Below are 15,154 nucleotides of genomic sequence, written 5' to 3'. Positions count from 1 at the left end.
TTTTTTGGATATATAAACTAAGAATAGAGTTTAAACGATCATCTAAATGATGACTTATAAGGTACAAAGTTGCGCCTTTATCACATATAAGTCCATGTTAGGAATACTATACTTTGAATTATGTAGATCTATAAAAATCTTAAATGAATAACTATTTTAAAATTATCATTTGAGACTTTTGCTGACTCTCATTTTTCACACTAGCCACATAAACGCCAGCATTAATATTAGAAATATCAATCCTGTTTTCGAGGGTGAAATGATCTAAATAAGTCGACTTTACATTTCTTCCTTGCATATCGTAGAGATTAAGTTTTGTCTCACCATTTAATTTTCCACTTACAACTAATTCTTTTGAAGTAGGTAAAGCATAAATATGTATTTGATTGAGATTATCATCAACAGTTGAAAGGGTATCTTCACTAATTCTTAAAAAGAAACGTCCGGTACCAGATAAAGCCGTGATTGGTGTTATGATATAGTCCGATGTATTTAATAAAGTCGAGGTATTATTTAAAGTATCATCTAAATACACCTCTACAGTATTAGGCAATGTTGTTTCTCGGATACTGAACGTTAATTGCTCACCTTGATTTGCATTAACTCCTAGCGGAATAGAAACATTGGACAAATCACTAGGATGTAAAGCTTGCAAAGCAATGGGTAATCCCGTATTATCTTGTACAAACTGTGAATATATAGCAAAACTAGGTGCAAAATTCCCAAGAAGTGTAGCATCGTAGCCATGATCTGCTCCCTGACTAGCATTGTCATTAAAATAAAACTCCGTATTAAACCATTTACTTTGGGTACTGATCATAATATCTAAAAATGTTAAGTTGCTTGTGTCACGGCCAGCTATAAAATCATCATCCGAACCTGCTCTTTGCATAGATTCGTTAAAAAGGAGATCAGTGGTGATAGAATCATCAGTATCAGCAGGAACCAGGAACGCTTGTCCGGGAGCCATCAATCTTCCTCCAGCATTAGCGACAGTAATAACATCCCAAACTGGGCCATCTGGATCAGGAGCTGTGGTACGACCAGCATATGCATAAATACCTGAGTTTGGAAAGAAAATATCAATATTGGTTTTACCAGGAGTCGCTGTTTCTTGATTTAAAAAATCACCTATATGAATATAGGATGGGTATGGATTACCTATTAGGTTCCAATCTGGGTAAATGGTCCCAGAATAATCAATATTAACTGAAATATCACCTGAAGGTACATTTCCTGTAAACGTCAATGTAGATCCACTGTCTGTTGCTGCTCTATAACCTGTTCCTGCTGTCAAAGTTGCTACCGTAGCATCTGAATAGGTTAAGTATGTCTCTGTTGACTTATCAAAAGGACCAAACAAATACGTTGTTGGACTTGTATTTCCATCATCTAATAAATCAGTTGCATTTGTACCTGAATTTAAAAAATCTGTCCAGGATTGTCCAGAAAGTGGTGGTGATATTAAGTCTTTACCGTTTGCATTAGAATTGACATATCTATTATACTTGGCACTTCCAGAAACAGATAAAGTACCTTCTGTAATAATTCCGGAAAATGAATTTGACTGTGAAAACAACTCTAAATCTCCACTTACATTTAAGGTTGCACCAATTGGTACTGTTACGCTAGAACCTGGATTAATATTTAAGTCTCTAATGGTTGTAACACCTGTTAACAGTGGAGCGTTAGGTGCTGTTTCAATGGTAATATCTGTACACTCAGTTGGCACTTCGTTTGGTATCCAGTTTGTTGGGTCACTCCAATCATTAGATACTGAACCATTCCATATTAACTCAAAACTACCACTGCCATTCACAGTAACCATTTGTGTACATGTACTGGAATTGTTATTCGCATCTGTTGCTGTCCATATAATTTCTGTTTCTCCTACAGGATATTGCCCTGAGGCATCTGAGGTAGCATTAAAATTATTGGTAAGAGTAATGGACGGAATTGCTGTTGAGACAACCCAGTCATTACTTACATCCATATTTGTTAAAGTACCAGTATTGTTATTACTTGTTTTATCTGTTAGTATAGTACTGTTAGGTCCATCTTCAAAATCAAAATAAACAACTAAACCTATTTCGTCCCCTACTAATGCTTTATTGTAGGTATTATATATTTCTTCATCTGTTAATGCTTTATCCCAAATCCTTACTTCATCAAGTTCACCCTCAAATAAATCACCAGCATCATTTGAGGCACTAAAACTTCCTCCAACGGCATCAATTCCTACTTTACCAAAACCTCCACCATCAGCATAACCAATTGTCGAAGAATTAACTTCAATTCCATCTATGTATAGTGTAACCACATCTGTAGATTGATTATGCGTCACGGCTACATGATGCCATTGATCGTCATTTATTGGTTGACTTGCAGAAATTACTTGCCATGAACCTGTAAAGTGATGATATTCTAATATTCCATTAGTGATTCCAAAAGAGTTCCAAACATTATTTGTACGATCACCTAGAATATTTAATGCGGAATTGCCTCCGTAACCTGAAGAATTGGCCGTACTACTGGTCTTAATCCATGCTTGATAAGTTAAACCTGTATTTAAAACTATTTTTGTCAAGGATACGTAATCATCAATACCATCAAAGCTTAATGCAAAATCGTTGTTTGACGAGCAATTATCTGTAGCCGTTGGACTATCTATACTTATTGTTGCAAAACATTCTCCAGGATCATTACCAACCACTACGTCGGCAGCACAATTTATTACTGGATTTTCCGTATCTGAAATGGTGATAATCTGTGTACAAGTTGAAGAATTTCCATTGACATCAGTGGCAGTCCAAATTATATCGGTTTCACCAACAGAAAATGTGCCTGATGCATCTGATGTACCTGTGAGATTATTTGTAAGACTCACTGGTGTAATTCCCGCCAGTGATGTTATCCAATCGGAATTAACATCCATATTAGTTAAGGTACCATCACGCCCATTAGGAGATTGATCCGTCAGTGTAGAGCTACCTGTACCGTCATCAAAATTAAAATAGGCTTCTAGTCCAGATTCTGAGCCTGATAATAAATTACTATTAGAACTTGCAATTTCAGTTTCTGATAATACCCTATTCCAAATTCTCACCTCATCTATTTGTCCTGTAAACGGTTCGTCTTGTCCATCCGTAGTGGCTGGGTGACCTATTCTTAAATCCTGTCCACCATCGGTTGGTGACACAGACAATACACTGCTACCTAAAATCTGGCCATCCTGAAATAATTTTACAGTTTTTGTGGCATCATCAAAAGTGGCGACTAAATGTGTCCAAGTGTTGGCTTGATCATCTATTTCTAAGGCATATCCTGAAATTGTAGTACCATTCTGAATATATAAATACATGGTATAAATTCCGGTTTGCCAATTTCTTCTAATCCCAAAATCAAAATTAGTATTCGCATCAAATACAGCGCCTTTACTCACAATAGAACGATAGCCTTCGTTAGGAATATAGATAGGATTGACCCAAGCTTCTAATGTAAAATCTGTTAAAAAAGGAAAATTAGATATGCTCACAAGATCGTTAGAGCCATCAAAATCTAATGCACTATTAATATATACACAATTGTCTGAAACAACAGGTGGCATGATAGTCAAGTCAACTTCTGTACATGAGTTTACAGAAATGTTTGAGCAGGTGATACTTGGACCTGTGTTATCATCAATAATTACATTCTGTGTTTGTGTATCTGTATTCCAATTACCATCATCATAAGTCCATGTCACAACGGTTGTGCCTTGTGCTGTAATAGGGAAAGTTGTATCTGCTGTTGCGGTAATGGCTCCACTATTTGCGGTTGGTGCTGTTGGTGTTAATTCACATTCCGCTGTGAGTTCTGGTAAGTTGTCTATATCTGGGAAAATTGTGGTTTGTTGAAAAAAGTAGGCAGAACCTTCTGCATTTGTAACTATATCATCACCTGAAACGCCAGTGATTATGTAGTTTCCATCTATAGCTACAGAAGAAGCAAAAAATCCACCTGCTCCTGGATTAGGATTAGTAATTAGTTGAACTTCTCGCCAAATAGATCCAATCTCTTTGTATATATAAACTGTATTATTAAAAAAGGCAGGAATCACAATAGTGTCATCATAAATATCAACTCTTCTGCCAAATCTATCTGAAGATGAACCATCTGAAGCTAATAATTTTTGCTTCTCAGCCCAATTACCATTTTCCTTTTTAAAAACATAAGCCGCCCCAGAAAAATCACCAAGCGTATTTTCATTAAGTGCGCCCGCAACTATCGTTTCTCCAGAAATTCTTATTGACCTTCCAAAATTGTCACCAGACTCACCATCTGAAGCAACTATTTTTTGAGTTTGACTCCATGAACCCATACTATAGTCAAACACATAAAAAGATCCTTTGTTGACTCCATTATTATCTAATATTGCACCAACTAAGGCAATATTCTCTTCAATTGCAACCTCAATTCCAAACGCATTGCCAGATTGACCATCATTGGGTAATAATTTAATCGTTTCAAGCCAATTAAGACCATCAAATTCATATATATATGCTGAGCCAGAACTATTTCCCGCATCGTCATTAGATACTGCCCCAACAATTAATCTATTATTATGAACGTCTATATTTTTACCAAAAATGTCACCACTCGCAATATCTGATGCCAGAAGTTTTTGAGATTCTACCCAATTACTGCCATTATTTGAAAAAACATATACTGCTCCACTTGAAAAATTATTTGAACTTGAACCAATAAAAATATGATTATCTTGAATCGCAACAGACTCACCAAATCTATCATTAGCAGATCCATCGGACGCTATTAATTTTGCTACCTCAATCCAGTTTGAACCTGACTTCACAAAAACGTATGCAGCACCTGCTAATGTGCCATTTGTATTATCATCCTGAAAAGCCCCAATAACTGCATAATCACCATTTATCGCAACTGTATTACCAAATTGAGCATTTTCTTCGGGATCACTTGCAGCAACATTTATAATTTCATTCCAATTTGGAATATCAACAGGTAGATCTTGTTCAAAGACGTACAATGCACCAGCATTATTACCAGCTTCATCTTCGTTGGTGGCTCCTACCATAGCATAAGCCCCATCTATCGCAACAGAAGTCCCAAAACGATCTACAGGTTCGGCATCTGAAGCGATGAAATTGTTTATTTCAGCCCAAGTAATTCCTGATCTTTCATATAAGTAAGTAGAGCCAGATTCCGTAACACCTCCATCTAACCGAGCGCCAACAATGGCATAATTACAATCTATATCTACAGACCATCCAAAATAGGCATCAGTTTCTGGATTTGAAGGAATTAACTTGTCTTGTTCCGACCAATTAGTTCCGGATCTAACGAAAGTATATGCAGAACCCGAATTTGTATTATTAATATCTAGCTCATCATCATCGAGATAGGATCCTACAATAGCATATATACCATCAATAGCCACTGACCTTCCAAAATTATCTTGCGTATCAGCATCTGAAGCTGTTAATTTAGCCTGCTCGCTCCAACTTGTACCTGAGCGCAGAAATATATAGGCAGAGCCAGAATCTGTAAATACATCATCATCTTCTTCCGCACCTACAATTACATAATCTCCGCTAATATCAACTGAAAACCCAAATTGATCGGTAGGTGCAGCATCAGAGGCTGTTAATTTGGTTTGCTCAGACCAAACCGTTCCTGATCGATTAAACACATAAGCTGCACCAAAATTAGAACCGACGCCGTTAACATCATCTACTGCAAATGCTCCAATAACGGCAGAATTTCCACTTATCGAGACAGACACACCAAATTGGTCTTGAGTAGATCCATCAGAAGCTGTGAGTATAGCTTCTTCCGTCCAAGTGGTACCATTTCGTATGAAAACATAAGCAGCACCAGCATCTATTCCATTGCTGTCCTTACCAAAAGCACCAACAATGGCATATTTGCCACTGACACTTACAGAAAACCCAAAATTATCTCCAGCTGCCGCATCAGATGCGGTTAGTTTAGCTTGTTCTGTCCAGTTGCCCGCAGATGACCTTATTAAAATATAAGCTGCACCTGAATCTGAACCATTGGTGTCACTTGTTGAAGCACCAACAATGGCATAATTTCCATCCATTGCCACAGAAATACCATATTGGTCACCGGCAGCAGCATCAGAAGCGGTTTGTTTTAAAATTTCATTCCAATCCTGAGAATTGATTGTTAAAGAAATTGTACAGAAAATAAGAAGTGAGACTAGCCTAAGGTTGGTATTTAATAGCATCTATATGTTTGTATTTAGTGTTAGTATTCTTACTCGCCTTGTAAAGTATCACAACTAGGATACAATAGAAATACCCATCTCTGGATATTTTAAATTCAAGACAATAACATAGTTCAATGTCATAAAGTCATCATGATGACGACACTTATAACCAAAAGAAAAATAAATGAAGATTTGGATAGGAATTTCCTAGGTTTTCCTTCAGAAGGACATTTAAAGATAATTAAATAATTTAAATTATTGATTTACATCAATTTATATAACCGAATTATCGGTTAACTGACATCTGTCCCTATAATTAATTTGTGTAAGCTTTTAATCCAACGATGACATTTTAAAGGTTTTTCGATATAGAAGAAACAAACCAAAACTCTCTATTATGAAACCTTATCACTATTTAAAAATTGTAATTCTAGTTCTATTGTTTGTGTCTTGCAGTTCGGATTCCAATGACAACAACAGCTCAAATAACCTCAACAACTTTTCAACGGATCTATGCAATAATGTCTCTGGTCCTACAGCAGCATATTATGCCAACGCTCACGGAATACCTTTACCTCTGACTCAAATACCTACTATAGCCAATCCAGGGCAACAGTTTATCCATAGTCAATACCCAGCATTAGGCTTCACTGTGCCTCAAGGTTATAACGCGTCAGAATCGCAAGCTGGTTTGGGAGTTAACGTTCTGAGAAACGACAATCAAGTGTTATGGCGTTACGTCCCTGGACTTTCCTCTCTAAGCCAAGTCAACATCTTAGACATAGTTGCTGCAGAGGTCAATGGATTATTTGCTTTTTATGGCCACACAGGAAATTTTAACGTTGACTGCGAACAAAACTTTACACAACCTCAAGGTAGTTTCATTATAAGTACCAGTACACGCATTATTCGATTTGGTAACATAACAGCTCTGGTTGCTATCAATTCATATTTTGAAACATCATTGGGCTCTACTTTTGCTTCGGTATCAGTTGCTTCTGGACCAACTGCAGAATTTGATAATCTTGTAATGGATGTATTTCTTCCAATCCATTGGCAACTTCTAATTATTGATGATAACGTAAGGGATTCCGATCTAGACGGCACACCAGATAACCAAGATAATTTTCCATTCGATCCACAACGACAATAATAATCTTAAAATTAATTAATCATGAAAAAACTAGCCATTCCATTAGCTTTATGTGCAGTTGGACTTGTTCTAACAGCCTTTAGCTTTATGGGTTCAAAAAAAGGGAATGCTGATGATATTGACATTAGCATTGAAAAATCGTCTTTTATTATGCCAGCAGCTCATCGAGTTTACGCCAATCCTGATGCCATGGACGGAAAATACTATTTGTTCAAAGCGAAAATTACCAATAATTCTTCTCAAACTTTGGAAGATGTTACGGTAAAATACCGCATTCCGAATTATGTAGATTGGACAGAACTCACCGTTTCTGGTGAGATGTTTCCAGGACAAACATTGGTGGTGCCATGCTATCCAAAATTTAAAAATGACATCACAGAAAAAACCACCGAATCTGTTGAAAAAGCCGAAATAGAAATCACTTGGGATGGCGCAGATGATGATGATATCATTGAAGAGGATTTCAGCTTTAAACTTACCAATAGAAACGAATATGTTTACACAGGCATAAAGTCTGAAGAGATCAGTTCTTGGGCAGATATGTATGACAATGATGCACTTATCGCATGTTTTGTTACACCAAACGATCCTATCGTAAAATATTACACTCAAAATCTTCAAGAAAAATTATTAAAGGGCGAATCAGCCTCAGTAACTCGCAAACCAGAAGATGCCGTAAGATTTTTAACTGGCATTTATGAAGCCACAAGAAGATCACACATGGTATATAGCGGTACTAAAGGCATTCCGAAATCTACAGAAGATGTGCAGAGTATTGTACAGCAAGTACGATTACCACGAGAAGTTATTACAGGGAATACTGGACTTTGTATTGAGTTGAGCGTTTTATACGCTAGTGTACTTTCAGCCGCTGGTATAGACCCTATTATTTACATGGTGCCTGGCCACGCCTATCCTGGTTTTAGAATGAACGGGCAATACTACGCCATTGAAGCTACTGGTATTGGTGGCGAAGGCTTGGGCAATATTATGAGCGCTGAAGATGCTTTTAAACAAGGGCAAAAACAACTGAACAAGTTTATACAACAATCACAAGCTGGAGACCCACGCTATACCATTGTTGATATTCATAATGTTAATGCGCAAGGTGTAACCTCCATGGACTTGAAGGACAATGATTTTATGCGCAAAAAAGTAGATGATATTGTGGCATCTTGGTCTGATGGGCAACAAGTACAGCCGAACAACAATGGAAACAATACAATTAGAGTTCCAGATAATCGCATTCGCACCAATAATAATGCGCTCTCATTTGCTATTCCATCTGGCTGGCAAACCGTAATGCAACCAGCACCTCAAATGCCAATTTTAACGGCACAGGTTATGGCACCAGATCAATCGACTACGGTTAGCGTCTTTGATGTTCAGACAAATAACGTTCAAGATGCCATGCTCACAATCAATCAACATATGATGAATTTTGGAATGGAAATGCAATACCAGGCTAATGGTGGCAATGGACTTATTGGACAAACCTATTCCAGTAATGGAACATTCAACTGGATTGGTAAAATATTACAAACCCGTCAAGGCATCAGGTTTGTTGCCGTTGGCTCGCCAGATTATATGTACCAACAGAATTCAGGAATCATCAACCAAGTTTATAACAGCATTAGATAAAATATAACATCATGAAAACATTAGTAAAAAATATCATTGTATGTGTATTGCTTTTCGGAATGAAAATCAATGCACAGTCACAGCAAAAAATTGAAATGCGAATCGATTCCATTGGAAATGCAAAGCTCAATATCTCCATGAGCATGAATGCACAAGAATGGCAAATCTGGAACAGTAATTACGGTAATAATCCTTCAGCTTTAAAGCGCGACATAGAACGTGGCATGCCAGCTTATTTTCTGGATGATTTTAAGTTAGAAAAAGATGACATGAATCGTTCTTTTAATTTGAGCCTAAACGCTTATGGTGCATGTGAAATCAATAAACGTGGCAAATGGATGGTAGATACAGAACAGAAAAATGCACAGTTGACTGAGTTAGCCGAAAACAAATATATGCTTGTTAGTAGCCCACCAGAATATGGAGGAGGTTTGCAACAAACCTTCATAATAGAGCTACCCAAAGAGGCTAAAAATATAAAAACCGATAAAAACGCATTCGGTAAATCTGTTTTTGAGTTTGATATGGATGCACCATCCTCAGGGTTTAATGTGATGCGATGGGCAGGCATTTTACTTGTTGTTATTGGAGGTGGTTGGGCTGGTAAAAGTGCCATTTCAAAAAATCAATGATGACATTTCTTAAATCCTCTCGATGTATAAAAAACTTTTAAAAACAAAACAATCATGAAAAACTACGCTTACATTTTAATTATTGCACTATTGACATTTATGGGATGTTCAGATAACGACGATCCAAATAATACCGCACCAGGAATATTTTCGGCAAATACCACGGATATTCGATTTGATGGGGCAACCATAGAATGGACTGAATCTTTAGATCCAGATGGTGATGACGTTACTTATGCTATAATTTTAGACGGACAAGAAATTGCTTCGGGTGGTACGACTTTATCTTATTCGTTTTCGGGTCTAGAACCAGAGACATTATACGAAGGCTATGTGGAAGCCAGAGATGGCAATGGTGGTACTTCACAAGCAGCATTTTTCTTCACTACAGAACCAGAAGTATTAATCTTTGAGGTAAATATTGAATGTAGATGGTGGGAAGGCGCCGGAGGCTATGGTATTGTGAACTATTTTGAAGTTGAAGCCGTGGAGGATGCCATTAGTTATCATTTAGAAATATTGGAATATAGCCCAGACCCCATACCTTCAAACGTCGGTAGAACATACACATGGACGCCAGATTCCAACCTGCCAACAGGTAATAACGTGGGCTCAGGCTCTAGCCATCTAACAGAATATACTCCAGGTGTTTATCATGCCAATACAAGTACAGGCAGCGGTTCCCTAATTTATTTAGATTCAGCAATCGCAAATTGCGAATCCGTAATTGCGACTGCCAGAGTAACTATAATTGTTGGTGAACAAAACTAATACCAATCATTTTAGAAAGCCATTTAAAAAGACTTTTTTAGGTAGAACTGTAAATTCAACTACTTAAAAAAGTCTTTCATCAACTTAGTATTGTTTAAAATTGAAATAATCGTATCTTTCTAATGTTTAGCTATTAACATGAGGGAAGCATACAAAATTCACCAAAAACTTCAAGTAATTGATGCTATTAAGAACAATGATTCTTCAACTTTAAAAAGTATTTACACCAAAAATTACCCGAAAGTTGAAATTCTTGTATTAAAAAATAATGGCACAAAAGAACATGCCAAGGACATTTATCAAGAAGCTTTTTTAGCCCTTTGGCAAAATATAAAACAAGATAAATTTGTTCCAGCAACAGAATCATCCATCAACGGTTACCTTTATACCATTGCTAAAAACAAATGGATGGATGTACTGCGTTCAAAAGGCTATAAAAAAACGATCGTAGCTTCCCAATTACAACATTTTGAAATAAAAGATGAAGAAGATAATGGCATCGATGATGACATTTTAAAGGATAAACGATTAGAAGATGTAATGCTAGCCTTTAAAAATTTAGGTGAAGCATGTAGAAGCTTACTACGTATGTTTTATTTTGAAAAAAAGTCCATGAATCTTATTGCTGAAGAGCTATCATTAGATTCTGCTTCAACCCGAAATAAAAAGTATCGTTGTATGCAAAAATTAAAACAAATAGCCCTAAAAAACAGTTAATAGTGATGAACCTAAATGATATTTCACAAGAAGAATTTGAAAGCATTGAAGCTTACCTTAATGGTCAGCTATCAGATGAAGATGTGATGGTATTTGAAAACAGACTGAAAAATGAAGAGGGTTTCGCCTCAAAGGTTGAAGACATAAAAACCATTTTAACAGGTCTTGAAACCCAAGTGATGAAAGAGCAATTAGATGAATTTCATGATGAAATGCCTAATTCGCAAGAAGACATTACAACTAATGAGCCAAAAGTTAAGTCACTCCACTGGAAACGTATAGCCGTTGCCGCAGTATTAATCATTGGGTTAGGAAGTTTTTGGCTATTCAATGGCAATAGCAACGATAGGTTGTATTCAAATTATTTTACGCCAGATCCTGGATTGCCTACCACCATGAGCAGTACTGATAATTATGAATTCTATGAAGCCATGGTAGATTACAAGCAAGGTGATTATAATACGGCTGGTCAAAAATGGAAGGTATTGCTAGAAGCTAAACCGAAAAGTGATACACTAAACTACTTTATAGGTTCAGCACTGATGGCAAATGATAAAATTAATGAAGCTATAAACCACCTTAAAACAGTAACCGAATCGAATGATGGTGCCTTTAAAAATGAGGCTTACTATTATTTAGGATTGGCATATTTAAAATCTGGTAATACAGATGCAGCGATTAGTGCTCTTAAAAAAACGAATGTACCCAAAAGCAAAGACCTACTTAAAAAACTAGACTAAGATGTATATGTCTAAAGCTTTTACACTATTACTTTTAGCATTAGTGGGCCTTGTTGGCTCAGTACATGGTCAAAACACTACAGAACAAAATCTAAAGCAACTAGACAAATTCCTTGCTGAAGGTAACCTTAAAAGCGCAAAGGCATTTACTACCAAACATATCGATTCCCTCATTGCAAGAAAGGAATTTATTAAGGTCGCCGATTATGTTTACTATTTAGGCAAAATTGAATCAAAAACAATCGGCAATACCTCTGCCAATAAGGCAATTAACAGCTTTGAAACTAAAATTGAGTCCTTAACGGATAACAAAAAAGCATTAAGGCAACTGGCATTAGAAACTGGCGCCTTTTATGAGTCTATTGGAGATTCTGAAACTGCAAAAAACTATAACCACAAAGCTTTGGAACTTACAAAACAAATGCCAAATGCTTCAGGAAGAGACTATGCTTTAGTACAGAGTAACCTTGGCGTATTCTACTCAAGGCTAGGGGACATATCCAAAGGAACAGAATATCACAGAAAAGCCCTTAAGTCTTTACAAAGCGATACTGATTCTGATAACGACAGCTATTATCGCACTTATAATTCTATGGGAGCCATGATGTGGTACGCTTCAAAATACGACAGTGCCGTCTATTACTTCAAAGAAGCAGAAAAAACACTAAAGTTATTAGAGAAAACACCATGGAATATGTATTACCGTCCTGCTTCACTAAATAACAATATCGCAGGTGTACATAGCCTCAAAGGCGATATGGATGCTGCTATTGCAGCCATGCAAACCACCGTTAACAACCTGTCGTCTTATTTAAAAGAGGATATTAGTGATGCACGGCGAAACAATACACGCGAATTTCTGTTTCAGGCCATAGAGAATTACGCTGGTATGTATAAAGATATTGGCGATTTTAAAAAAGCCCATCAGCTTATTACCTATGCTTACACACAAAAAATAAAACATCTAAATCCTGAGAGTCCAGAAATCACGAAAGGAAAAATATTGTTGGGACAAGCCAATTTAGCTTTAAAAAATTATGAAGAAGCTGATAGGTTTTTAGATGAAGGTATTAGAGCGTTTAGCACGAATAAGGGAGGAAATAACTATTGGTTAGCAGATGCCAATTACCACAAAGCCATGTTAAAGCTAGATACTGAAGACATAGTTGAAGCAAGAAGACATTTTGAAGAAAGTGAAAAATACTATAAAGCGTCATTGGGTAATTATTACGATGAGATTTATCTCGATTTTACTGTTAATGCTTCTAATTTCTATGCCCAAATAGGTGAAAAAGACAAAGCATTGTCCATGGCAACTGAAGCTTTGGAATATATTAAGGCCAATCAAGGAGAGCACACGTTGCTAGAGTATTACCAGAAACTCAATTTAGCTGACATTTATTATCAACTCGGAGATTATGAAAATGCGTTGTCCTATTGCAATGAAGCTATTGATTTATTAGACTCCAACGATTTTGTAAAAAATAGCCAACTAAACAACCTTCAAGTGGAAACTAATAGGGTTAGTGGTATTTTATTGAAGGTAAAAACAGAGTTAAAATTAAATCCATATAAAAGCATAGCCTTCTTAAAAGCTAAGCTGGTAGAAATCGACAACGCTATAAACATTTTAGAGGAAAAAAAATCAATCATTACCAATGACAGTTCAACTGCAATTTTAATTCAAGATAATATTGGTGTTTTTAGAGTTGCTAAAGAATTGAACTTAGAACTATTTAATCTAACACAAGAGGAAAAATACCTTGAAGATTTACTAGGCTATCACGAGTCTATGATTTATCACAAAATAAGAAATAGACTAAATTCTACTTCAGTTGAGCTTACCGCTAATTTACCTTCTGATGTTCTTGAAAAAGAAAGAACACTACGAAATCGACTTAACAGTTTTCTAGAGGGAGATGCTAATTTCAACACATTTATAGAAAATGAAAAGGCATGGAATAGTTTCTTAGAAGAACTTAAAGAAGACCATCCTGAATACTATAAACTTCGTTATTCATCCATATCTCAATCGCTTCAAAATATAAAGGATAAAATTCCTGAAGCATCCACTTTAGTGAGATATCTTTTCATTGATAATCAATTATATGCTTTTGTGATCAGCAGTTCTAAAATTGAATTGGCACCTATTGCATCAGATAATTTAAAATTCAAAATTTCGGAATTAAATGCCAAACTAAAGCAATTACAACCGTCCTTTCAGCTTCAATCAGAACTGTATAATATACTTTGGCAGCCGATAGCTAAGCATATTAGCACTAAGCGTGTTATTATAATTCCAGATAAAGAACTCTTTAACCTCAGCTTCGACTTATTGACTCCAGAGCCATGTGAAACATACAGTGAGCTCCAAACCAACAGCCTTTTAGCACAGCACCAGATCTCATACAATTACAGTTTATTTTTAATTGACAAAAACAGTCAACCTGTTGGGTATGACTCTAACTTTATTGGGTTCGCACCAGAGTTTAGCGAAGACATGAAAAACAATTACAAAATAGCAATTAAGGATTCGGTAAATATTGACTACACCTATTTAAAATTATTACCTCAGCCATTTGCCAAAGACCTAGCAGAGAGCTATTCGAAGTTCTTTAACGGAGATTCATTTTTAAATGAAAAAGCTTCAAAACAAGTTTTTACCAATAGTGCCAAAGAGCATAAAATTATTCATATTGGAACACATGCAGAATCAGATAATGTGTCCCCTGAATTTTCGAGGTTAATTTTTGCTAAAAATACTGAAGACGAAAACAATTCGCTTTACACGTTCGAAATCTACAACCAAAATCTAGCTTCTAACTTGGCAATTCTGACGGCTTGCGAAACAGGAAAACCTACATTTCAGCCAGGAGAAGGAATGATATCCTTAGCCCACGCATTTAATTATGCTGGTAGTGAAAGTATTTTAACCAGTTTATGGAAGATTGACGAAAAATCTAGCTCCAAGATTATTGAAAATTTTTACGGTCATTTAAAAATGGGGTTACCCAAAGATGAAGCTTTGCAAAAAGCCAAGTTAGACTATCTGTCAACTGCTGAAGGCAGAACTCTCTCTCCTGAATATTGGGCTGGGTTGGTATTGATTGGTGATGCTAGTCCAATTGATTTTCAACCTTTTAATTTATGGTGGATTTGGGCATTGCTCTTTGTAATTGTGCTTTTTGCATTGTTCTTTTTCGTAAAAAACAGAATAGCTTCAAAAAGAAGATTGAGAACATCTAAATAA

8 protein-coding genes are annotated in these 15,154 nt (G+C 36.2%); 7 read left to right on the top strand and 1 reads right to left on the bottom strand.

Going from position 1 to position 15,154, the window contains the following annotated elements:
* Positions 1-151 precede the first annotated feature (151 nt).
* Entirely contained in the window at positions 152-6,268 is a 6,117-nt protein-coding gene (locus F1003_RS07060) for a LamG-like jellyroll fold domain-containing protein (RefSeq protein WP_155088500.1), read from the bottom strand.
* 379 nt (positions 6,269-6,647) lie between these two features.
* Between F1003_RS07060 and F1003_RS07055 the strand changes: the two genes are divergently transcribed.
* The 7 genes from F1003_RS07055 to F1003_RS07025 all read left to right on the top strand — a co-directional run bounded on the left by F1003_RS07055 (position 6,648) and on the right by F1003_RS07025 (position 15,154).
* The gene (locus F1003_RS07055) at positions 6,648-7,403 is read left to right on the top strand and encodes a hypothetical protein (RefSeq protein WP_155088499.1); all 756 of its coding nucleotides are present in this window, start codon (positions 6,648-6,650) and stop codon (positions 7,401-7,403) included.
* A gap of 21 nt (positions 7,404-7,424) precedes the next feature.
* Positions 7,425-9,044, top strand: coding sequence for a hypothetical protein (locus F1003_RS07050; RefSeq protein ID WP_155088498.1), 1,620 nt, complete (start codon positions 7,425-7,427; stop codon positions 9,042-9,044).
* Between the two features lie 11 nt (positions 9,045-9,055).
* Entirely contained in the window at positions 9,056-9,676 is a 621-nt protein-coding gene (locus tag F1003_RS07045) for a hypothetical protein (protein WP_155088497.1), read from the top strand.
* Positions 9,677-9,730: 54 nt separating this feature from the next.
* Positions 9,731-10,447 (top strand): fibronectin type III domain-containing protein, encoded by a 717-nt coding sequence (locus tag F1003_RS07040; protein WP_155088496.1) that lies wholly within the window; start codon positions 9,731-9,733, stop codon positions 10,445-10,447.
* Positions 10,448-10,585: 138 nt separating this feature from the next.
* Complete coding sequence (locus F1003_RS07035) at positions 10,586-11,164, top strand: RNA polymerase sigma factor (protein WP_155088495.1); 579 nt, start codon at positions 10,586-10,588, stop codon at positions 11,162-11,164.
* A gap of 5 nt (positions 11,165-11,169) precedes the next feature.
* On the top strand, positions 11,170-11,904 hold the full coding sequence (locus F1003_RS07030) for a tetratricopeptide repeat protein (protein ID WP_235898285.1): 735 nt from the start codon (positions 11,170-11,172) through the stop codon (positions 11,902-11,904).
* 7 nt (positions 11,905-11,911) lie between these two features.
* Entirely contained in the window at positions 11,912-15,154 is a 3,243-nt protein-coding gene (locus tag F1003_RS07025) for a CHAT domain-containing protein (RefSeq protein ID WP_162306914.1), read from the top strand.

The organism is Winogradskyella ouciana, from assembly GCF_009709615.1.
Lineage (GTDB): Bacteria > Bacteroidota > Bacteroidia > Flavobacteriales > Flavobacteriaceae > Winogradskyella > Winogradskyella ouciana.
Note: the sequence above shows the minus strand (reverse complement) of the source record. Positions and strands in the feature narration are given on the sequence as shown.

What these genes read in the sequence shown, in the direction of transcription:
- F1003_RS07060 (WP_155088500.1), bottom strand. Translation starts at nt 6,268, where the DNA reads ATGCTATTAAATACCAACCTTAGGCTAGTCTCACTTCTTATTTTCTGT.
- F1003_RS07055 (WP_155088499.1), top strand. Translation starts at nt 6,648, where the DNA reads ATGAAACCTTATCACTATTTAAAAATTGTAATTCTAGTTCTATTGTTT.
- F1003_RS07050 (WP_155088498.1), top strand. Translation starts at nt 7,425, where the DNA reads ATGAAAAAACTAGCCATTCCATTAGCTTTATGTGCAGTTGGACTTGTT.
- F1003_RS07045 (WP_155088497.1), top strand. Translation starts at nt 9,056, where the DNA reads ATGAAAACATTAGTAAAAAATATCATTGTATGTGTATTGCTTTTCGGA.
- F1003_RS07040 (WP_155088496.1), top strand. Translation starts at nt 9,731, where the DNA reads ATGAAAAACTACGCTTACATTTTAATTATTGCACTATTGACATTTATG.
- F1003_RS07035 (WP_155088495.1), top strand. Translation starts at nt 10,586, where the DNA reads ATGAGGGAAGCATACAAAATTCACCAAAAACTTCAAGTAATTGATGCT.
- F1003_RS07030 (WP_235898285.1), top strand. Translation starts at nt 11,170, where the DNA reads ATGAACCTAAATGATATTTCACAAGAAGAATTTGAAAGCATTGAAGCT.
- F1003_RS07025 (WP_162306914.1), top strand. Translation starts at nt 11,912, where the DNA reads ATGTCTAAAGCTTTTACACTATTACTTTTAGCATTAGTGGGCCTTGTT.